17 protein-coding genes and 1 pseudogene are annotated in these 20561 nt (G+C 57.1%); 13 read left to right on the forward strand and 5 right to left on the reverse strand.

Annotation, left to right across the window (positions count from 1 at the left end; genetic code table 11):
* Positions 1-167 precede the first annotated feature (167 nt).
* The 3 genes from ydgH (at position 168) to folM (ending at position 3441) form a co-directional block, all read left to right on the forward strand.
* Complete coding sequence (gene ydgH / locus ACOTXT_RS07510) at positions 168-1112, forward strand: DUF1471 family protein YdgH (protein ID WP_008500545.1); 945 nt, start codon at positions 168-170, stop codon at positions 1110-1112.
* A gap of 184 nt (positions 1113-1296) precedes the next feature.
* Positions 1297-2679 (forward strand): amino acid permease, encoded by a 1383-nt coding sequence (locus ACOTXT_RS07515; protein ID WP_023292612.1) that lies wholly within the window; start codon positions 1297-1299, stop codon positions 2677-2679.
* Positions 2680-2718: 39 nt separating this feature from the next.
* On the forward strand, positions 2719-3441 hold the full coding sequence (folM, locus tag ACOTXT_RS07520) for a dihydromonapterin reductase (protein ID WP_008500548.1): 723 nt from the start codon (positions 2719-2721) through the stop codon (positions 3439-3441).
* Here the strand turns inward: folM and ACOTXT_RS07525 are convergent.
* Entirely contained in the window at positions 3438-3773 is a 336-nt protein-coding gene (locus ACOTXT_RS07525; protein WP_008500549.1) for a GlpM family protein, read from the reverse strand. The two genes, folM and ACOTXT_RS07525, sit on opposite strands and share 4 nt — an antisense overlap.
* A gap of 128 nt (positions 3774-3901) precedes the next feature.
* Here ACOTXT_RS07525 and rstA point away from each other — a divergent pair, with 128 nt between their 5' ends.
* From rstA to tus, 4 genes are all read left to right on the forward strand, one after another.
* On the forward strand, positions 3902-4618 hold the full coding sequence (rstA, locus tag ACOTXT_RS07530) for a two-component system response regulator RstA (protein ID WP_021241154.1): 717 nt from the start codon (positions 3902-3904) through the stop codon (positions 4616-4618).
* 244 nt (positions 4619-4862) lie between these two features.
* Positions 4863-5123: a hypothetical protein gene (locus ACOTXT_RS07535; RefSeq protein ID WP_008500551.1), complete on the forward strand. Its 261-nt coding sequence runs from the start codon at positions 4863-4865 to the stop codon at positions 5121-5123.
* A 75-nt stretch (positions 5124-5198) separates the two neighbouring features.
* Positions 5199-6497, forward strand: a complete 1299-nt coding sequence (gene rstB / locus ACOTXT_RS07540; protein ID WP_008500552.1) for a two-component system sensor histidine kinase RstB — start codon at positions 5199-5201, stop codon at positions 6495-6497.
* Between the two features lie 72 nt (positions 6498-6569).
* Entirely contained in the window at positions 6570-7499 is a 930-nt protein-coding gene (gene tus / locus ACOTXT_RS07545) for a DNA replication terminus site-binding protein (protein ID WP_039266212.1), read from the forward strand.
* On the opposite strand, the gene fumC is transcribed toward tus, so the two are convergent.
* Both fumC and fumA read right to left on the reverse strand, forming a co-directional pair.
* Entirely contained in the window at positions 7500-8894 is a 1395-nt protein-coding gene (fumC, locus tag ACOTXT_RS07550; RefSeq protein WP_333163812.1) for a class II fumarate hydratase, read from the reverse strand.
* 183 nt (positions 8895-9077) lie between these two features.
* On the reverse strand, positions 9078-10724 hold the full coding sequence (gene fumA, locus ACOTXT_RS07555) for a class I fumarate hydratase FumA (RefSeq protein WP_333163810.1): 1647 nt from the start codon (positions 10722-10724) through the stop codon (positions 9078-9080).
* Between the two features lie 199 nt (positions 10725-10923).
* Here fumA and manA point away from each other — a divergent pair, with 199 nt between their 5' ends.
* Both manA and ACOTXT_RS07565 read left to right on the forward strand, forming a co-directional pair.
* Positions 10924-12099 carry a mannose-6-phosphate isomerase gene (gene manA, locus ACOTXT_RS07560; RefSeq protein ID WP_333163807.1) on the forward strand — a complete coding sequence of 392 codons (1176 nt, stop codon included), beginning with the start codon at positions 10924-10926 and terminating at the stop codon, positions 12097-12099.
* Between the two features lie 99 nt (positions 12100-12198).
* Positions 12199-13731 carry a YdgA family protein gene (locus ACOTXT_RS07565; protein ID WP_023327289.1) on the forward strand — a complete coding sequence of 511 codons (1533 nt, stop codon included), beginning with the start codon at positions 12199-12201 and terminating at the stop codon, positions 13729-13731.
* A 125-nt stretch (positions 13732-13856) separates the two neighbouring features.
* On the opposite strand, the gene ACOTXT_RS07570 is transcribed toward ACOTXT_RS07565, so the two are convergent.
* On the reverse strand, positions 13857-14885 hold the full coding sequence (locus ACOTXT_RS07570; RefSeq protein ID WP_023327288.1) for a Mal regulon transcriptional regulator MalI: 1029 nt from the start codon (positions 14883-14885) through the stop codon (positions 13857-13859).
* Between the two features lie 179 nt (positions 14886-15064).
* On the opposite strand from ACOTXT_RS07570, the gene malX reads away from it, so the two are divergent.
* The 3 genes from malX (at position 15065) to add (ending at position 18976) form a co-directional block, all read left to right on the forward strand.
* A complete protein-coding gene (malX, locus tag ACOTXT_RS07575; protein WP_025911550.1) occupies positions 15065-16657 on the forward strand; it encodes a maltose/glucose-specific PTS transporter subunit IIBC in 1593 nt (530 codons plus the stop codon).
* Between the two features lie 48 nt (positions 16658-16705).
* A complete protein-coding gene (locus ACOTXT_RS07580) occupies positions 16706-17878 on the forward strand; it encodes a MalY/PatB family protein (RefSeq protein WP_055321179.1) in 1173 nt (390 codons plus the stop codon).
* Positions 17879-17974: 96 nt separating this feature from the next.
* On the forward strand, positions 17975-18976 hold the full coding sequence (gene add / locus ACOTXT_RS07585; protein WP_023343982.1) for an adenosine deaminase: 1002 nt from the start codon (positions 17975-17977) through the stop codon (positions 18974-18976).
* A gap of 55 nt (positions 18977-19031) precedes the next feature.
* Here the strand turns inward: add and ACOTXT_RS07590 are convergent, their stop codons facing one another.
* Positions 19032-20072: an oxidoreductase gene (locus tag ACOTXT_RS07590; protein ID WP_063930069.1), complete on the reverse strand. Its 1041-nt coding sequence runs from the start codon at positions 20070-20072 to the stop codon at positions 19032-19034.
* Positions 20073-20315: 243 nt separating this feature from the next.
* On the opposite strand from ACOTXT_RS07590, the pseudogene blr reads away from it, so the two are divergent.
* A pseudogene (gene blr / locus ACOTXT_RS07595) lies at positions 20316-20438 on the forward strand (division septum protein Blr); the annotation flags it as partial.
* Positions 20439-20561: the final 123 nt, after the last annotated feature.

The following is a 20561-nucleotide window of genomic DNA, read 5'->3' on the forward strand; positions in this document are numbered from 1 at the left end:
CGTGTTTTTTCAACATATCACTAAATGTTATCGAATAAGGTGATTCAGTGAGCACAGGCAGTGAAAAATGGCGCAGACAGCGACGGGTTTTAAATGCCATAATCGGGACCGTCTCAAATTAACAACAATACCAGTACATGGTTTGCGCAAGGCGAAGGATCATTTTTATGAAGCTTAAGAACACACTCCTGGCGTCCGCACTTCTCTCCGCGACCGCCCTGTCTGCGAATGCCGCAACAGAGTTAACGCCGGAGCAAGCGGCAGCGTTAAAACCTTTTGACCATAAGGTCATTGTGGGTCGTTATAATTCTATTGGCGACGCCGTCGCCGCTGCATCAAAGGCCGCTGATAAAAACGGGGCAGCCTCGTTTTATGTTGTTGACCAGTCTGATAACGGCAACAGCGGTAACCAGCGCGTGACCATTGCGCTGTATAAGGACAACGCGCCAAAAGCTGACGCACCGAAAAACCGCGTGATTAACGGTGTTGTTGAACTGCCGAAAGATCAGGCAATTGCGCTGGAACCGTACGACACCGTCACCGTTCAGGGCTTTTACCGCAGCCAGCCTGAAGTGAACGATGCCATCACCAAAGCCGCGAAAGAGAAAGGGGCCTACTCTTTCTACATCGTGCGTCAGGTCGATGCTAACCAGGGCGGCAACCAGCGTATTACCGCGTTCATCTATAAAGAAGATGCGAAGAAACGTGTTCTGCAGAGCCCGGATGCGATTCCGGCAAACTCAGAAGCCGGTCGCGCGGCGATAGCGAAAGGCGGCGAAGAAGCGAAGAAAGTGGAAATCCCAGGCGTCGCAACGACGGCTACGCCAAGCGCTGAAGTGGGCCGTTTCTTTGAAACGCAGTCCACGAAAGGTGGCCGTTATTCGGTTACGCTGCCAGACGGTACCAAAGTTGAAGAGCTGAACAACGCCACTGCCGCGCAGATGGTGCCGTTCGACAGCATCAAATTTACCGGCAACTACGGCAACATGACGGAAGTCTCTTACCAGGTCGCGAAGCGTGCGGCGAAGAAAGGGGCGAAGTTCTACCACATCACCCGCCAGTGGCAGGAACGTGGTAACAACGTGACCATCAGCGCCGATCTGTACAAGTAACAAAATCGTTTAAAAAAGGCGGCGCAATGCCGCCTTTTTTGTTACTTTTTTTGAATTTCTGCCACACGTCATTGCATGCTTTCGTTACACTCCGTAAAATCCCGCGCCTTAGTGTGATCCACCATTTTTATGCGCCTGAGCGAAATAATTATTCTGGATTTTGACCTTTCATAACAGGAAGCCAATGGAAAAGAAACTTGGCCTGAGTGCTCTGACTGCACTCGTTTTAAGCTCAATGCTGGGTGCGGGCGTATTCAGTTTGCCGCAAAATATGGCGGCCGTCGCCAGCCCGTCTGCCCTCATCATTGGCTGGGGCATTACGGGTGTCGGAATATTGCTGCTGGCCTTCGCCATGCTGCTGCTGACGCGCATTCGCCCGGATCTGGACGGCGGCATTTTCACCTATGCCCGGGAAGGTTTCGGCGAGCTGATTGGCTTCTGCTCCGCCTGGGGATACTGGCTGTGTGCGGTGATCGCCAACGTCTCCTATCTGGTGATCGTTTTCTCGGCCCTCAGTTTCTTTACCGATACGCCTGAGCTGCGCCTGTTTGGCGACGGGAATACCTGGCAGTCTATTGTGGGCGCCTCGGTGTTACTGTGGTTCGTCCACTGGCTGGTGCTGCGTGGCGTACAAACGGCCGCCAGCATTAACCTGGTGGCGACGCTCGCGAAGCTGGTTCCGCTCGGCCTGTTTATCGTTCTGGCCTTCATTGCGTTCCGTATGGACGTGTTCACGCTCGATTTCAGCGGCGTTGCGCTGGGCGTCCCCGTCTGGGAGCAGGTGAAAAACACGATGCTGATTACCCTGTGGGTGTTCATCGGTGTTGAAGGCGCGGTTGTGGTTTCTGCCCGGGCCCGAAATAAACGCGATGTGGGCCGCGCCACGCTGCTGGCGGTACTGGCCGCGCTCGGGGTCTATCTGCTGGTGACGCTGCTGTCGCTGGGCGTGGTGGCGCGTCCTGAACTGGCTGAAATGCGTAACCCGTCAATGGCGGGCCTGATGGTGAAAATGCTCGGCCCCTGGGGCGACGTGGTGATTGCCGCTGGCCTTATCATCTCCGTCTGCGGAGCCTACCTGAGCTGGACCATCATGGCGGCTGAAGTGCCTTTCCTGGCCGCGACGCACAAGGCGTTTCCACGCCTGTTTGCGCGTCAAAACCAAAACAGCGCGCCGTCTGCCTCACTCTGGCTGACCAACATCAGCGTTCAGATCTGTCTGGTGCTGATCTGGCTCACAGGTTCAGACTATAACACGCTGCTGACCATCGCCTCGGAGATGATTCTGGTACCCTATTTCTTAGTGGGTGCGTATCTGTTAAAAATTGCCACACGCCCGGCGCATTATGTCGTGGGTGTCGGAGCCTGTATTTACGGCCTGTGGTTGTTGTATGCTTCCGGACCTATGCATCTGCTGCTGTCGGTGGTGCTGTACGCACCGGGTCTGCTGGTGTTCATCTACGCCCGCCGCACGCATCAGCTGGAGAACGCGCTGAAACGCCGTGAGATGGCCTTAATTGGACTGTTACTGGTTGCTGCCGTGCCGGCAACCTGGATGTTAGTGGGATAGCATCGCCTTTCCCATTGTTGAACTGTAAAGGAGAATACGATGGGAAATGCACCGCTTCGCCCCATACTGATCACCGGCGGAGGCCGCCGTATCGGCCTCGCCCTCGCCCATCATTTTCTCAACCTTCGCCATCCGGTCATTGTCAGCTACCGCACGGAATACCCGTCGATTGAAGGGCTGCGCAAAGCCGGGGCGGTTTGCATTCAGGCTGATTTTTCAACCGATGAAGGCATTCTGGCCTTTGCGGAAAAGGTGAAATCCACCACAACGGGTCTGCGCGCCGTGCTCCATAACGCCAGCGCATGGCAGGCCGAAAAGCCGGGTACGTCACTCAGCGAAACGCTCTCCGCCATGCTGCAGATCCACGTCAATGCCCCTTATCTGCTTAACCACGCTCTGCAGGATCTACTCCGCGGCCACGGGCATGCTGCGGGCGACATCATTCACTTCACGGATTATGTGGTGGAGCGCGGCAGCGACAAGCACATTGCCTATGCGGCCAGTAAAGCCGCGCTGGATAACATGACCCGCTCGTTTGCCCGCAAGCTCGCCCCCGAGGTGAAGGTGAACGCCATCGCCCCGGCAATGATCTTATTCAACGAAAACGATGATGCGGAGTATCGCCAGCAGGCGCTGAATAAATCGCTGATGAAAATTGCCCCGGGCGAGAAAGAGGTCATCGACCTCGTGGATTACCTGCTCACCAGTTGCTACGTCACCGGCAGAACCTTTGCCGTGGACGGCGGCCGACCGCTGCGCTAGTGAAAGCGGCTCCAGAAGAAAATTAACACCCAGGCGCTGAGCCCCCAGCAGACCACCGCCCCGCTCAGCGCCAGGGGAAGACGCAGAAAAGCGGTGAAATACCACAGCGAAAGCAGGTAGAGAAAATACGGGATGATTGACCACATGCCAAACACGATGGTCGTGCGTAACGCTTCCGTGCCGCGTTCAGACGCCACAATATAGTGGGCAATGAGTGCAAAAGTCGGGAAGAGAGGGATCAGCCCGGCAATATAGTAGTTTTTCGTTTTTGCCAGAATGCCAATCAGCAACACCACCAGCGCACCCAGCGCGGCTTTGATCACCAGAGCCATCGTTTTCCTTATAATAATCAACTCACCCTATGGGCCAGAATAACGGAACCGGCGTTAATTTTGAAAGATTAATGGAAGGTTAAGGTTTCGCGGTGTATGTTGGCTTTTTTCACGAAAACAGACGCTGTATGAATAAGATTGTTTATGTTGAAGACGAACCCGAAGTCGGGCAGCTGATCGCCGCCTATCTGGGTAAACATGATATGGACGTCATTGTTGAACCTCGTGGCGATCGTGCCGAAGAGGTGGTCGTCCGTGAAAACCCGGATCTGGTGCTGCTGGATATCATGTTGCCGGGCAAAGACGGCATGACGCTCTGCCGCGACCTGCGCGCCCGGTGGGAGGGCCCTATCGTCCTGCTCACCTCACTGGACAGCGATATGAACCATATTTTGTCGCTGGAGATGGGTGCCAATGATTACATTCTGAAAACCACACCGCCTGCCGTCCTGCTCGCTCGCCTGCGCCTCCATTTACGCCAGCACGCCAGCATCGAACGCGAAGCACCGGCGCCGTCTCTGACGCCGCACAAAGCGATGCGCTTCGGTACGCTGTCTATTGATCCGATTAACCGTCAGGTGCTGCTCTCTGGCGAGCTTATCGCCCTTTCCACCGCAGATTTTGACCTGCTGTGGGAGCTGGCAACGCATGCCGGGCAGATCATGGATCGTGACGCGCTGCTGAAAAACCTGCGTGGCGTAAGCTATGACGGAATGGACCGCAGCGTGGACGTGGCGATTTCGCGTCTGCGCAAAAAACTGCAGGATAACGCCACCGAGCCCTACCGCATTAAAACCGTGCGTAACAAGGGCTATCTGTTTGCCCCACATGCGTGGGAAACCTGATCGCCGGACAGGATAACCTGCGCGAAATAAAGGCATTACGCGAGAATGCCCTTCTTTCGCGCGTTTATTTTTACGTTTGCGCAACAATTAACTTGCTAAGCACGCAAACTATTCCATAATTACCTTCTCGACTCTCCTTTCTTCAGCTCGCCCCGCTCTTGCGATTGTTTTACTCATTTTCGCCGTGAAGCTTTCACGACATCTCTCCAATAAATCTTGAAATGAGGATTTAAGCTCATGAATTATGTATAGCTACGGTCAGGTAGAAGCGATAAAAACCAATCTTGAGTGGATTGTTAATCAGGCAACCCTGAACCACGCCTCCCCCTCACGCACCGATCAAAAAGCGCTCTTTGACCTGCTGGAACTCATCCAGTCTTACGAAATACTGCTGGATCTCATCAGCGAATACGGAACGGATGTGATTGATACGCACATTGCAGAAGGCCTGGCCGTGACGGAAAAATTCATCGCCAAGGTAAAAAACAGCGCGAAAGCCGTCTAACACGCTCGACAGACGTGAAAAACGCGAAGGGTTTTCATGTATATTCTGCACATAGCGTTTTTGCGGTGAGATCCAATGAAAAAGCTGTTTGTGCAGTTTTATCTTTTACTGTTTGTCTGCTTCCTGGTGATGACCATGCTGGTCGGCCTGGTCTATAAATTTACCGCCGAACGCGCGGGCAGGCAGTCTCTGGATGACCTGATGAAAAGCTCGCTGTATTTGATGCGTAGCGAGCTGAGAGAGATCCCGCCACACGACTGGGCGAAAACCCTGAAAGAGCTGGATCTCAATCTGTCATTCGATTTACGCATTGAGCCGTTGAAAGATTTCGATCTGGACCCGCCCGCCATGCAGCGTCTGCGCGACGGGGATATCGTCGCGCTGGATGAGAAATACACCTTTATCCAGCGAATTCCGCGCAGCCATTACGTGCTGGCCGTCGGGCCGGTGCCCTATCTCTATTATCTGCATCAGATGCGCCTGCTGGACATGGCGCTGATGGCCTTTATCGCCATTTCACTCGCGTTTCCGGTTTTTATCTGGATGCGCCCGCACTGGCAGGACATGCTGAAACTCGAATCCGCCGCGCAGCGTTTTGGCGAGGGGCATTTTACAGAGCGTATTCACTTCGACAGCGGTTCCAGCTTTGAACGTCTGGGTGTGGCCTTTAACCAGATGGCCGATAACATCAATGCCCTTATCGCCAGCAAGAAACAGCTGATCGACGGAATTGCGCACGAACTGCGCACGCCGCTGGTACGCCTGCGCTATCGTCTGGAGATGAGCGAGAACCTGACGGAAGCAGAGTCTCAGGCGCTTAACCGCGACATTGGCCAGCTTGAGGCGCTGATTGAGGAGCTGCTGACCTACGCGCGCCTCGATCGCCCGCAAAACGAGCTGAACCTCAGCACGCCGGATCTGCCCGCCTGGCTGCAAACCCACATTGACGACGTTCAGAGCGTGAACCCGCAGCGCACGCTGTTGACGCGCGTCACGCCGGGTGACTACGGCGCGCTCGATATGCGCCTGATGGAGCGCGTGCTGGACAACCTGATGAACAACGCCATGCGCTACAGCGAAAGTACGCTGCAGATTGGGCTTGATCTGCAGGGCAATCAGGCCCGCCTGACGGTAGAGGATGACGGACCGGGGATTGCGCCGGAAGCACGCGAAACCGTGTTTGAACCGTTTGTCCGCCTCGATCCCAGCCGCGATCGCGCCACCGGCGGATGCGGTCTGGGGCTGGCAATCGTCCACTCTATCGCGCAGGCGATGGGCGGCACGGTGCATTGCGAAGAGAGCGAGCTCGGCGGCGCGCGCTTCTGCTTTAGCTGGCCGGTGTACCATAACATCGCCCTTCCCGTCCCTGCCTGACTTCAACCGCACGCTGGCCTGACCCGGCGTGCTGTGCTATATGATAAGTATGTTGTAACTAATGAGGGGCTTATGGCGACCTACGATCTTATTGAACGGCTGAACAACACGTTTCGGGAAATAGAACACGAGCTGCTGACCCTGACAGAACGTTTGCAGACCTGCCGACTGCTGGCCGCGCGCGTTTTTACCCTGCCAGAGGTAGTCAAAGGGGCCGAGCACGACCCGCTGGACACCATCGACGTGAAGCAGCACATCGGCAAGGCCGCACTGGAGCTGGCGATGAAACACTATCGCCATCTTTTTATCCAGCAGCAGTCTGAACAGCGCAGCAGCAAGGCGGCCGTGCGGCTGCCGGGCGTGATCTGTCTGCAAACCGATGCAGTAGCGCGCGAGGCGCTGGAAAGCCAGATTGCCCATATCAACAGTCTGAAAGCGGCATTTGAGAAGATCGTTACCGAAGAGTCGGGCCTGGCCCCCGCCGCCCGGTTTGAGTGGGTGCACCGTCAGCTTCCGGGGTTAATTACCCTGAATGCCTATCGCACGCTGACGGTTCTGCGCCATCCCGCCACGCTGCGCTTCGGCTGGGCGAATAAGCACATCATTAAAAACTTCACCCGGGATGAAATTCTGGCGCAGCTGGAAAAGAGCCTGAAGACGCCGCGCACCGTCGCGCCGTGGTCGCGTGAGCAGTGGATCGAGCGCCTGGAGCAGGAGTACCACAGCATCGCCTCGCTGCCAGCGGATACGCGCCTCAAAATTAAGCGCCCGGTGAAGGTGCAGCCTATCGCCCGCGTCTGGTATTCCGGCCAGCAAAAACAGGTGCAGTACGCCTGTCCGACGCCGCTGATTGCGCTCTATGATGCCGATCAGGGGGCTATCGTGCCGGATATTGGTGAGTTGCTGAATTACGATGCTGAAAATGTCCAGCACCGTTACCGACCTCAGGCGCAGCCGCTTCAGCTCATTATTCCGCGGCTGCACCTGTACGTGGCGAGTTGATTATTTCAGACTGCCAACCATCGCCTCAGGGCGCACCCAGGCATCAAACTCCGCCTCCGTCAGATAGCCCAGCGCCAGGGCGGAGGCTTTCAGCGTCAGCCCCTCCTTATGCGCTTTTTTGGCGATCTCGGCGGCTTTATCGTAGCCGATATGGGTATTGAGCGCGGTCACCAACATCAGCGACTCGTTCAGCAGCTGGCTGATGCGCTCGCGGTTTGGCTCGATCCCCACCGCGCAGTGTTCGTTAAAGCTCTCCATGCCGTCCGCCAGCAGACGAATTGATTGCAGAACGTTGTGGATCACCATCGGTCGATAGACGTTCAGCTCGAAGTTGCCGGATGCACCGCCCAGGTTGACGGCCACGTCGTTGCCCATTACCTGACAGCAGAGCATGGTCATGGCTTCGCACTGGGTCGGGTTGACTTTACCCGGCATGATGGAGCTGCCCGGCTCGTTTTCCGGAATGCTGATTTCACCGATGCCGCAGCGCGGGCCCGAGGCCAGCCAGCGCACGTCGTTGGCGATTTTCATTAGCGACGCCGCCAGCCCTTTCAGCGCGCCGTGGGTGTGGACCAGCGCATCGCAGGTCGCCAGCGCTTCGAATTTGTTGGGCGCCGTGACGAACGGCTGTCCGGTTATGGCCGCAAGCTCCTCCGCCACGCGCACCGCATACTCCGGATGGGTGTTTAACCCGGTGCCGACCGCCGTGCCGCCGAGCGCCAGCTCCGCCAGGTGCGGCAGGCTGTTTTCAATATGCCTCAGGTTATGTTCCAGCATCGCCACCCAGCCGGAAATCTCCTGGCCGAGCGTCAGCGGCGTGGCGTCCTGCAGGTGCGTACGGCCAATTTTGACGATATCGCGGAAGGCCTGCGCTTTCTCGTTGAGCGTGGATTTGAGGACGTTGAGCTGGGGGATAAGCTGCTCGCGGATAGCAATCACCGCCGCCACGTGCATGGCCGTGGGGAAGACGTCGTTAGAACTCTGGCTCTTGTTGACGTCATCGTTCGGGTGAACCTTGCGCTCCATGCCGCGCACGCCGCCCAGCAGTTCGCTGGCCCGGTTCGCCAGCACTTCGTTCATGTTCATGTTGCTCTGGGTGCCGGAACCGGTCTGCCAGATGGCGAGCGGAAATTCGTCGGGATGCTTGCCCGCCAGCACTTCGTCGGCGGCATTTATGATGGCGGTGGCCTTGTCTGCCGCCAGCAGGCCTAAATCCTGGTTCACTTTCGCGGCTGCGCGTTTGGTGAGCGCCAGCGCCTGAATCAGCGAAGCGGGCATTTTTTCAGTCGAGATACGGAAATGCTCCAGCGAACGCTGGGTTTGCGCGCCCCATAGCTTGTCGGCCGGGACGTCGATGGCGCCCATCGAGTCTTTCTCATGGCGTACCGTGGTCATTACTTTCTCCTTGATAACACTGTCGGGATTGCTCACATGCTTAAGGGATAAGTATTGATGACTTCTGAGAAACGGTATGGCGCTTTGTGCGCTCTTTTTGGTGTCGGGTGGCGGCTTCGCCTTACCCGACCTACGAGAATGTAGGCCGGGTAAGCGTCAGCGCCACCCGGCATTTTCTTCAGACTACTTCACACACGCCGAACACTGAGAAGACTGGATCTGTTTGAAGAAGTCGTTGCCTTTGTCATCCACGAGGATAAACGCCGGGTAGTCTTCCACCTCAATTTTCCAGATCGCTTCCATGCCCAGTTCCGGGTATTCCACGCACTCCAGGCTCTTGATGCTGCCCTGCGCCAGCACCGCAGCCGGGCCGCCGATGCTGCCGAGGTAGAAGCCGCCGTGCTTGTGGCAGGCGTCCGTTACCTGCTGGCTGCGGTTGCCTTTCGCCAACATAATCATGCTGCCGCCGTTAGCCTGCAGCTGGTCGACGTACGAGTCCATACGGCCCGCCGTGGTTGGGCCTAATGAGCCAGAGGCATAGCCTTCAGGCGTTTTCGCCGGGCCCGCGTAGTAGATCGGGTGATCTTTAATGTACTGCGGCAGCCCTTCGCCGTTGTCCAGACGCTCTTTCAGCTTCGCGTGCGCAATGTCGCGGCCCACGATAATCGTGCCGTTGAGGGAGAGACGGGTCGAAACCGGATACTGAGACAGCTGCGCCAGGATCTCTTTCATCGGACGGTTCAGATCCACGCGAACCGCTTCCCCCTCGCCCGCTTTGCGCAGCGCTTCCGGGATGTATTTGCCCGGGTTGTTCTCCAGCTTCTCGATCCAGATGCCGTCGCGGTTGATCTTCGCCTTGATGTTGCGATCCGCAGAGCAGGACACGCCCATCCCGACCGGACAGGATGCACCGTGACGCGGCAAACGGATCACGCGCACGTCGTGGGCGAAGTATTTGCCGCCAAACTGCGCGCCGAGGCCCAGATTGCGCGCTTCTTCCAGCAGCTCCTGCTCAAGCTGCACGTCGCGGAACGCCTGGCCGTGCTCGTTACCTTCGGTTGGCAGGCCGTCGTAGTATTTGGTTGAGGCCAGCTTCACGGTCTTCAGCGTGCTTTCCGCCGAGGTACCGCCAATCACAAACGCGATATGGTACGGCGGGCACGCCGCGGTGCCGAGGGTGCGCATCTTCTCAACCAGATAATTCTTCAGCTTGCCCGGGGTGAGCAGCGCTTTGGTCTCCTGGTAGAGATAGGTTTTGTTGGCCGAACCGCCGCCTTTGGCGATGCAGAGGAATTTGTACTCGTCACCGTCGACGCTGTAGAGATCGATCTGTGCAGGCAGGTTAGTGCCGGTGTTGACCTCTTTGTACATGTCCAGCGCTGCGTTTTGCGAATAGCGCAGGTTGTCTTCGGTGTAGGTGTTGTAGACGCCGTGCGCCAGCGCCGCTTCATCGCCGCCGCCGGTCCAGACGCGCTGGCCTTTTTTACCAACGATGATCGCCGTACCGGTATCCTGGCAGGTAGGCAGAATGCCTTTCGCCGCGATATCGGAGTTACGCAGGAACTGCAGGGCAACGTACTTGTCGTTTTCGCTGGCCTCCGGGTCGCTCAGGATATCTGCAACCTGCTGCTGATGCGCTGGGCGGAGCATAAACGAGGCGTCGTGGAAAGCGTGCTGCGCCAGCAGCGTCAGCGCCTGCGGATCCACCTTGAGGATCTCTTGTCCTTCAAACTCAGAGACGGAGACGTGATCGCGGGTTAACAGGTAATACTCGGTCTGATCCTGACTGAGGGGGAAAGGATCCTGATAATGGAAGGGTTTATTCGACATTGGTCTCTCACTTACTGCTTCGGTCTGTTTATTCAGGGCAGATGTTCCGCTGCCCGGCTTAAAAGCGAGTCAGCTTATCCTACACAATTTTTTAACAAAAACTGAGACTAGTACGACTTTTTACATCCACAGGTTACTTCCAGGTGGTTTATTGCTTTAATACCCGGAGTTTATTCCACATTTGAATCAGGGCTTGATAATGCAAAAACTCATTAACTCAGTGCAAAACTACGCCTGGGGAAGTAAAACTGCGTTAACGGATCTCTACGGTATCGCGAACCCAAACAACCTGCCGATGGCAGAACTGTGGATGGGGGCGCACCCGAAGAGCAGCTCAAAAATTGAAGACGCCAGCGGCCAGGCACGCAGCCTGCGCGACGTGATTGACGGCGATAAAGCCGCGCTGCTGGGCGACAAGGTGGCTCAGCGCTTTGGCGAACTGCCGTTCCTGTTTAAAGTGCTGTGCGCAGACCAGCCGCTCTCCATCCAGGTTCACCCGAACAAGCAAGCGTCTGAAATCGGCTTTGCGAAAGAGAATGCGGCAGGTATTCCGTTAGACGCCCCCGAGCGTAACTACAAAGATCCTAACCACAAGCCGGAGCTGGTGTTCGCGCTGACGCCGTTCCTGGCGATGAACGCGTTCCGCGAATTTTCAGAGATTATCTCCCTGCTGCAGCCGGTCGCGGGTGCCAATAACGCTATCGCGCATTTCCTTGAAAACCCGAACGCTGAGGCGCTAAGCCAGCTGTTTGCCAGCCTGCTGAACATGCAGGGTGAAGAGAAATCCCACGCCCTGGCGGTGCTGAAAGCCGCCCTGGACAGCCAGCAAGGTGAACCGTGGGAGACCATCCGTCTTATTGCGCAGTTCTATCCGGACGACAGCGGCCTGTTCTCCCCTCTGCTGCTGAACGTGGTGAAGCTGAATCCGGGTGAAGCAATGTTCCTGTTCGCGGAAACCCCGCACGCCTATCTGCAGGGCGTGGCGCTGGAGGTGATGGCCAACTCTGACAACGTGCTGCGCGCGGGCCTGACGCCGAAATACATCGACATCCCCGAGCTGGTTGCCAACGTCAAGTTCGTGGCGAAACCTGCCGCGGAGCTGCTGACTCAGCCGGTGAAAAACGGCGCAGAGCTGGACTTCCCGATTCCGGTTGAGGATTTTGCTTTCTCCCTGCACGACCTGAGCCAGACAGAAACGACCATCGCACAGGAAAGTGCGGCGATCCTGTTCTGCGTGGAAGGCGAAGCGACGCTGCACAAAGGCGAACAGCATCTGGTGCTTAAGCCCGGTGAGTCAGCATTCGTTGCAGCCAATGAGTCTCCGGTTAGCGTAAGCGGCACCGGTCGACTGGCGCGCGTTTTCAATAAGCTTTAAGCACTTACTGAATTTTTTAACAACTCTTGCTAAGCTAGTTGCAGGCTTAATATCTCCAGGCGGTTTTTACCGCCTGGTTTCATTTTAGGGATAGTCGCAATGAAAAAATCGGTCGTAGCGGTAGGAGTGATTGTAGCGTTAGGCGTGGTCTGGACGGGTGCCTCCTGGTTTACCGGGAAACAGCTGGAAGGACGCCTGGCTGAGATGGTGGCGCAGGCTAACGGAGAGATTAAGCGCAGCGCGCCGGAAGCGGGCCTTGAGCTGAGCTACCAGAATTATGAGCGCGGCGTGTTTACCAGCCGTATGCAGGTTGTGGTGAAGCCAGTTGCCGGTACGGAAAACGGCTGGCTGAAACCGGGTCAGAGCGTGGTGCTGGATGAAGTGGTCAGCCACGGTCCATTCCCGCTGGCGCAGCTAAAGTCGTTTAACCTGATCCCGTCAATGGCGTCCGTTCACACGGTCCTGGTGAATAACGACGTCACCAAACCGCTGTTCGACCTGGCAAAAAATACCTCACCTTTCGAGATCGACACCCGCATCAGCTATGCCGGTGACACGAGTTCTGATATTGCCCTGAAAGCGCTGAACTACGAGAAAGAGAATGAGAAAGTCGCCTTTAGCGGTGGTCACTTCAAACTTGACGCGGACCGCGACGGGAACGTGTTCTCCCTGACGGGTGAAGCGGAAAGTGGCCTGGTCAACGCCGTGAACGAATACAATCAAAAAGTTCAGCTCACCTTCAACAACCTGAAGGCCGACGGCAACAGCCGCATGACCGATTTTAAAGAGCGTATCGGCGATCAGAAACTGTCTCTCGATAAAGTTGCCATTGCGGTTGAAGGCAAAGAGATGGCCGTGCTGGAAGGCATGGACGTTAACGGCAAATCCGACGTGTCCAAAGACGGTAAGAGCATCAATACCCAGCTGGATTACACGCTGAAGAGCCTGAAAGTGCAGAATCAGGATCTGGGCACCGGCAAACTGTCGCTGAAGATCGGCAATATCGACGGCCAGGCGTGGCACGAATTTAGCCAGAAATACAGCAAAGAGAGCCAGGCGCTGCTGACCGATGCCGCGCTGCAGCAGAACCCGGAAGTCTACCAGCAGCAGGCGATGGCGGTGCTGTTCAACAACCTGCCGATCCTGCTGAAAGGCGAGCCGGTGGTCACCGTTGCGCCGCTGAGCTGGAAAAACAGCAAAGGCGAAACCAGCTTTAACCTGTCGCTGTTCCTGAAGGATCCGGCCACCGCCACGGGTGAACCGCAGACGCTGGCGCAGGAAGTGGATCGCAGCGTGAAGTCGCTCGACAGCAAGCTGACCATCCCGATGGATATGGCGACCGAGTTTATGACCCAGATTGCGAAGCTGGAAGGCTACGGCGATGAAGATGCCGGCAAGCTGGCGAACCAGCAGGTGAAAGGTCTGGCGGCCATGGGCCAGATGTTCCGCATCACGAAGGTGGACAACAACACGATTTCCACCAGCCTGCAGTACGCCAACGGCCAGGTCACGCTCAACGGCGACAAAATGCCGCTGGAGGATTTTGTCGGCATGTTTGGCATGCCTGCTCTGGGGATGCCGGAACCGGCTGAACCGGCAGCGCCAGCCGAACCGGCGGCACCGCAGCAGTAAACGTCAAAACCCCTCGCATGAGGGGTTTTTTATTGCCGGGTGGCGCTGACGCTTACCCGGCCTACGATTCCGGGCCGCTGCAGGCCCGCGCAAGCGCAGCGCCGCCGGGCGATGTGCAGCGGAGATTATTTCACCGGCACCAGGCGCGCCGCCACAATCTGGTGCCCGGCCTGAACGTCCGTATTGTCGATGCGCTGCATGATCCTGTCCGCCAGGGTGTAGCCCATCTCCCGCGCAGGGGTCGTGGCCCAGACGATCGGCACATCGTCGAGCGCGTTTTCACCGACGTCGGCGAACGCCCCCAGCGCCACCTGGTGGCCGAAGAAGGTTTCAACGCCCCCTTCACCGCTCTGACGCCCGGCGCGGATCAGGCCAAACCAGGCGCCCATGGCGATCACATCGTTATAGCAAATGACGGCGCTGATGGTCGGACTGCTTCGCAGCAGCGCGCCTATCGCTTCCGCCGCCATCTTCTGGCTGGACTCACACTCAACAACCCACTCGCTGTGGAACGGCAGGCCGTATTTAATCAGCGTCGCGCAGTAGCCGCCGACCCGTTCGGCGCGGGTCAGGGACGAGCTTTTGCCGCCCAGCCAGGCAATGCGCTGATGGCCGCGACGAATAAGATGCTCGGTCAGCATTTGCGCAGCCTGCATGTTATCCGGGCGCAGCGTATCGGCTTCATCGAGGTAGCTGGCGCGTGAAGCAAACACCAGCGGCACGCCTTTTTCAGCGGCGCGCTCGCACAGCTCGCTGCCCACGCCCGACGCCCCGGCGACGATCACCCCGTCCACACCCTGATTCAGCAGCATGTCGAGCCGGGAAAGCAGCTGATCGGCCTCGCGACCGCCGTGAAGCAGAAAGACCATCCGCCCCTGCGCTTCAAGCGCTTCGGTTAAGCCGGCGGTCAGCTCCGCATAGAAAGGTGACGTCAGGTCACGGACAATCAGGCCAATCACCCCGCTTTGCCCGCCGCGCAGCGCCGACGCCTGGCGGTTTCGCACAAAGCCCAACTGCTCAACCGCCTCGTTCACCCGCTGACCGGTCGCGGGAGAGATGCGTCCTTTTCCGCTCAGTACCAGAGAAACGGTGCTGACGGAAACCCCCGCCGCCAGCGCGACGTCGTTGATGGTGACTTTTTTCGCTACAGCCATGTGTTGGCGTGACTCCCTGAAAAATGAGATCGGTAAAACGTTTTATCAATACGTTATCTTTATACTACCAGTCAAAGCCTGAGAATGTGATTTAGCGCGCACTAAACTTTGATAAAACGTTTTATCTTCTCGCAGCATTGAAGCAGACAAACTGATTTTAACAATAAAGGAGTCGTTTTATGACGGCGAAAGCAGCACAAAAAATATCGCTGTGGGAATTTTTCCAGCAACTGGGTAAAACCTTTATGCTGCCCGTGGCGCTTCTCTCGTTCTGCGGGATCATGCTCGGGATCGGCAGTTCGCTCAGCAGTAAAGACGTCATCACGCTGATCCCCTTCCTCGGCGCGCCCGTGCTGCAGGCGATCTTTATCTGGATGAGTAAAGTCGGCTCCTTTGCCTTCAGTTTCCTGCCCGTGATGTTCTGTATTGCAATCCCGCTGGGCCTGGCCCGCGAGAACAAAGGCGTCGCGGCGTTTGCCGGTTTTGTGGGCTACGCGGTGATGAACCTGGCGGTTAACTTCTGGCTGACCGCAAAAGGCATACTGCCGACCACCGACGCCGCCGTTCTGAAGGCCAACAACATTCAGAGCGTGATTGGTATTCAGTCCATCGACACCGGGATCCTCGGGGCGGTGATCGCCGGGGTAATTATCTGGATGCTGCACGAGCGCTTCCACAATATCCGCCTGCCGGATGCCCTGGCCTTCTTCGGCGGCACCCGCTTTGTCCCGATCGTGACCCTGGTCGTTATGGGTCTGTTTGGTCTGATTATTCCGCTGATTTGGCCGGTCTTTGCGCTGGGCATCAACGGCATTGGCCGCATCATTAACGGTGCGGGAGATTTTGGTCCGATGATTTTCGGCACCGGCGAGCGTCTGCTGCTGCCGTTTGGCCTGCAGCATATCCTGGTGGCCCTGATTCGCTTCACCGAAGCGGGCGGCACCATGGAGGTGTGCGGTCACGACGTGAGCGGCGCGCTGACTATCTTCCAGGCGCAGCTGAGCTGCCCGACAACACACGGCTTCTCCGAAAGCGCAACCCGCTTCCTGTCTCAGGGTAAAATGCCTGCCTTCCTCGGCGGCCTGCCGGGTGCTGCGCTGGCAATGTACCACTGCGCGCGCCCGGAAAACCGTCATAAAATTAAAGGCCTGCTGATTTCCGGCGTGATCGCCTGCGTCGTGGGCGGTACCACCGAGCCTATCGAGTTCCTGTTCCTGTTCGTCGCGCCGGTGCTGTATCTGATTCACGCGGTGCTGACCGGTCTGGGCTTCACCGTGATGGCGGTGCTGGGCGTCACCATCGGCAACACTGACGGCAACGTGATCGACTTCGTGGTGTTCGGGATCCTGCACGGCCTGTCGACTAAGTGGTATCTGGTCCCTGTCGTGGCGGCAATCTGGTTTGCGGTGTACTACGGGATCTTCCGCTTCGCCATCACCCGCTTTAACCTGAAAACGCCAGGACGCGATATTGATACGGCCACCAGCGTTGAACAGGCGGTTGCCGGTACCGTGGGCAAATCCGGCTATAACACCCCTGCCATTCTGGCGGCGCTGGGCGGTGCGGATAACATCACCTCGCTGGATAACTGCATTACCCGCCTGCGTTTGTCGGTGGCGGATATGTCAAAAGTGGATACCAACGCCCTCAAGGCCAACCGGGCCATCGGCGTGGTACAGTTAAACCAGCACAATTTGCAGGTGGTTATCGGCCCACAGGTACAGTCAGTGAAAGATGAGCTGGCGACCCTGATGCGAACAGTAGAAGCCTGATGCCTCCGCCCCCTCACCATGAGGGGGTTTTACGTTAAGGATTAAAGCATGTTTGATTTCTCAACCGTCGTGGATCGACACGGCACCTGGTGTACGCAGTGGGACTATGTCGCCGACCGCTTTGGCGCGGCGGATCTGCTGCCCTTCACCATCTCGGATATGGATTTCGCCACCGCCCCCTGCATAACCGACGCGCTGCAACAGCGCATTCATCACGGCGTGTTTGGCTATAGCCGCTGGAAAAACGACGAGTTTCTCGCCGCCGTCGCACACTGGTTCCAGCAGCGCTTTAACACCCGAATTGATACCGAAAGCGTGGTTTATGGCCCCTCCGTCATCTACATGGTCTCGGAACTGATTCGCCTCTGGTCAAAACCCGACGACGGCGTGGTGGTTCACACCCCGGCATACGATGCCTTTTACAAAGCCATAGAGGGTAACGGGCGTCGTGTTGTGGCGGTTGAAATGGAAAAACAGGCCGCTGGCTGGCAGGGCAATATGGCAGCCCTCGAAGCGGCGCTGGCGAAACCGGAAAACAAAATTTTGCTGCTGTGCAGCCCGCAGAATCCGACCGGCAAGGTCTGGACGCGGGATGAATTGACGCAGATGGCGGAACTCTGCGAGCGCTATGACGTGGCGGTTATCAGCGATGAAATCCATATGGACATGGTGTGGGGAGAACATCGTCACACGCCGTGGACCGCAGTGGCGCGGAGCAAATGGGCGCTTCTGACCTCCGGCTCGAAAAGCTTTAACATTCCGGCGCTGACGGGGGCTTATGGCCTGATCGGCGATGAAGAGAGCCGTAACGGCTATCTCAGCGCGTTAAAAGGTCGGGACGGGCTCTCTTCCCCTTCCGTGCTGGCGCTAACGGCGCATATCGCCGCCTATCAGCAAGGGGGGCCGTGGCTGGATGCCCTGCGGGGTTATCTGGAAGAGAATCTGTTGTATATCGCTCAGGAAGTAAACCGCGCTTTTCCGAAACTCAACTGGCAGCCGCCGGAAGCGACCTATCTGGCCTGGATCGATCTGCGTCCGCTGAATATTGACGATCGGGCGCTGCAAAAAGTACTGATTGAGCAGCAAAAGGTCGCCATCATGCCGGGATATACCTATGGAAAAGAGGGAAATGGCTTCGTACGCCTCAATGCGGGCTGCCCGCGCAGCAAGCTGGAGCAAGGGGTTCAACGCCTGGTTGCTGGCATTAATACGCTTCTATAATCAATTTGCGCAACGGAATATTCCCTTGCGCAAATAGCTTTTTACCCCGTTTTGTTTTTATAATATGGCGCACTTTAACCAGAAAAGAGTGCGACCATGATTGATACACGCCTGCCTTTAACTGATATTCATCGTCACCTTGACGGTAACATTCGTGCCCAAACCATCCTCGATCTTGGCCGCCAGTTCAATTTAACGCTTCCTGCTCAGACCCTTGAGTCCCTGATCCCTCACGTACAGGTGACCTCTAATGAACCGGACCTGGTCAGCTTCCTGAGCAAACTCGACTGGGGCGTGAAGATGCTGGCGTCGCTGGATGCCTGCCGCCGCGTGGCGTTTGAGAACATCGAAGATGCCGCCCGCAACGGCCTGCACTACGTCGAGCTGCGCTTCTCGCCGGGCTACATGGCGATGACCCACAACCTGCCCGTTGCAGGCGTCGTGGAAGCCGTCATTGAAGGCGTCCGCGAAGGGTGTAAAACCTTCGACGTCCAGGCTCGCCTGATCGGCATCATGAGCCGTACCTTCGGTGAAGCCGCCTGCCTGCAGGAACTGGAAGCGCTGCTGGCCCATCGCGATGCCATCACCGCCGTCGATCTCGCCGGTGACGAGCTGGGCTTCCCGGGCAGCCTGTTCCTCTCCCACTTCAACCGCGCGCGCGATGCCGGCTGGCACATTACCGTGCACGCGGGTGAAGCGGCTGGCCCGGAAAGCATCTGGCAGGCCATCCGCGAGCTGGGCGCCGAACGTATCGGTCACGGCGTGAAGGCGGTAGAAGACCGCGCCCTGATGGATTTCCTGGCGGAGCAGCGTATCGGGATTGAGTCGTGCCTGACGTCTAACATTCAGACCAGCACCGTAGCATCGCTGTCGCAGCACCCGCTGAAAACGTTCCTTGAACACGGCGTGCTGGCCTCGCTGAATACGGACGATCCGGCGGTTCAGGGCGTGGATATCATTCACGAGTACAACATCGCCGCACCGCAGGCGGGTCTGAGCCGCGAGCAGATCCGTCAGGCGCAGATCAACGGGCTGGAGATCGCCTTCCTGACGCCTGCAGAGAAGCAGGCGCTGCGGGATAAGGTGGCAACCGCTTAACCCCCTTTGCCGGGTGGCGGCTACGCCTTACCCGGCCTACAACAACGTCAAAAACTTATGCCAGACAGAGCGTCGCGCGATGTTTGGCAGATTCGATCCCCAGCTCAATCAGCTCCATAATCTGTATCGCCTGGCTGGCCGGAACCGGATTCTCTCCCGTGCCGTTCAGCGCATCGCGGATAGCGGCATAATACGCCGGATAGTTACCCGGTATCGTCAGCAAGGTCTCTTCGACCAGCTCGTCGCCTTCCACCCGCGTGACGACGCCGTCGCGCATATCATAGCCCCAGTCTTCCTGCGGCAGACGCTCACCGTTTTTCAGCCTGTCTTCCTGCGGATCGAGACCAAACTTCACGTAGCTGCCGCGCGTGCCGTGAATAATGTAACGGGCAGATTCTGCCGCCGCGACCATCGTCCCGTGCAGCACAATTCGCCGCTGCGGGTAACTGAGCACCGCGTGGAAGTAATCGGTCGTCTGCGCACCGGGCCTGAGCTGGGCCAGATCGACCGTCATGCTCACCGGCAGGCCAAAGAGATTGACGGCCTGATCCAGCAGATGCGGGGCTAAATCATACCAGATACCGCTGCCAGGACCGGCCTGCTCGCGCCAGCGGTTTCGTACCTGCGGGCGAAAGCGGTCAAAGTGCGACTCAAAAAAGAGGATCTCCCCTAACGTACCTTCACTGAGAAGCCGTTTTACCGTCAGAAAATCACTGTCCCAGCGGCGGTTATGGAACACCGACAGCAGCCTGCCCAGACTCTTTGCCAGCGCATCCAGCTCGCGAGCCTGTGACAGTGTCACGGTAAAGGGCTTATCGACAACCACATGCTTCCCGGCTTCCAGCGCGGCCTTTGCCAGCGGAAAGTGGGTATCGTTCGGCGTGGGAATGACGATTAAATCAATGTTTGGATCGTTGAAAAGATGTTTTGGCTCGGAGACAACCGGCACAGAAGGCCAGTCTGCATGGACTTTAGCAGCGTCGCTGCTGGATACCACCGCCAGCGCCATCCCCGGCGTCCCGGCAATCAGAGGCGCATGAAACGTTTTGCTCGCGTACCCGTAACCAATAAGCCCAACGCGGATATTATCACTCATAGTGTCATCCTCTTTTAAGTCGTTCTTATTTCACACTGGCTAGTCTGGCATTAGCACGGATTAATAATGTGCCGTATGACGTAAAATAGCAGGTTATACGGATTGTTTTTGTTACATAGTATTAACCTACTGATTTTGTTTAAGGGAACCGTTCCCAAAGCCCTTGCCGTCAGGGAAACGTCGCTGTAACATTTGCGCCCTGTCTTTATGGATAAAGTACAATTACACATCATGACGTCAATTATTAATCGAATCATTGAATTAGCGGGATGGATTGTCCTTGGGGTGTCGGTCATTTTGCTGGGCGTTGCCAGCCATATCGATAACTACCAGCCGCCGGAGCCTGTCACCGTCGCTCAACCTAAGGAAGTTGCGATTAAGTGGTCCGCAGCTCCCGATATGACGCCCCAAACCGTCCTTTATCGACGTCCTGTGGCTCAATTTTCCAATTTTCAGCCCAAAATCGTCTCTTCGTGGCTGATTTTGGCC

The organism is Enterobacter cloacae complex sp. IR5422, from assembly GCF_049238165.1.
Classification (GTDB): domain Bacteria; phylum Pseudomonadota; class Gammaproteobacteria; order Enterobacterales; family Enterobacteriaceae; genus Enterobacter; species Enterobacter roggenkampii.

Excerpts from the sequence above, each read along its gene's own strand:
- ydgH (WP_008500545.1), top strand. The coding sequence starts at position 168 with ATGAAGCTTAAGAACACACTCCTGGCGTCCGCACTTCTCTCCGCGACC.
- ACOTXT_RS07515 (WP_023292612.1), top strand. The coding sequence starts at position 1,297 with ATGGAAAAGAAACTTGGCCTGAGTGCTCTGACTGCACTCGTTTTAAGC.
- folM (WP_008500548.1), top strand. The coding sequence starts at position 2,719 with ATGGGAAATGCACCGCTTCGCCCCATACTGATCACCGGCGGAGGCCGC.
- ACOTXT_RS07525 (WP_008500549.1), bottom strand. The coding sequence starts at position 3,773 with ATGGCTCTGGTGATCAAAGCCGCGCTGGGTGCGCTGGTGGTGTTGCTG.
- rstA (WP_021241154.1), top strand. The coding sequence starts at position 3,902 with ATGAATAAGATTGTTTATGTTGAAGACGAACCCGAAGTCGGGCAGCTG.
- ACOTXT_RS07535 (WP_008500551.1), top strand. The coding sequence starts at position 4,863 with ATGTATAGCTACGGTCAGGTAGAAGCGATAAAAACCAATCTTGAGTGG.
- rstB (WP_008500552.1), top strand. The coding sequence starts at position 5,199 with ATGAAAAAGCTGTTTGTGCAGTTTTATCTTTTACTGTTTGTCTGCTTC.
- tus (WP_039266212.1), top strand. The coding sequence starts at position 6,570 with ATGGCGACCTACGATCTTATTGAACGGCTGAACAACACGTTTCGGGAA.
- fumC (WP_333163812.1), bottom strand. The coding sequence starts at position 8,894 with ATGACCACGGTACGCCATGAGAAAGACTCGATGGGCGCCATCGACGTC.
- fumA (WP_333163810.1), bottom strand. The coding sequence starts at position 10,724 with ATGTCGAATAAACCCTTCCATTATCAGGATCCTTTCCCCCTCAGTCAG.
- manA (WP_333163807.1), top strand. The coding sequence starts at position 10,924 with ATGCAAAAACTCATTAACTCAGTGCAAAACTACGCCTGGGGAAGTAAA.
- ACOTXT_RS07565 (WP_023327289.1), top strand. The coding sequence starts at position 12,199 with ATGAAAAAATCGGTCGTAGCGGTAGGAGTGATTGTAGCGTTAGGCGTG.
- ACOTXT_RS07570 (WP_023327288.1), bottom strand. The coding sequence starts at position 14,885 with ATGGCTGTAGCGAAAAAAGTCACCATCAACGACGTCGCGCTGGCGGCG.
- malX (WP_025911550.1), top strand. The coding sequence starts at position 15,065 with ATGACGGCGAAAGCAGCACAAAAAATATCGCTGTGGGAATTTTTCCAG.
- ACOTXT_RS07580 (WP_055321179.1), top strand. The coding sequence starts at position 16,706 with ATGTTTGATTTCTCAACCGTCGTGGATCGACACGGCACCTGGTGTACG.
- add (WP_023343982.1), top strand. The coding sequence starts at position 17,975 with ATGATTGATACACGCCTGCCTTTAACTGATATTCATCGTCACCTTGAC.
- ACOTXT_RS07590 (WP_063930069.1), bottom strand. The coding sequence starts at position 20,072 with ATGAGTGATAATATCCGCGTTGGGCTTATTGGTTACGGGTACGCGAGC.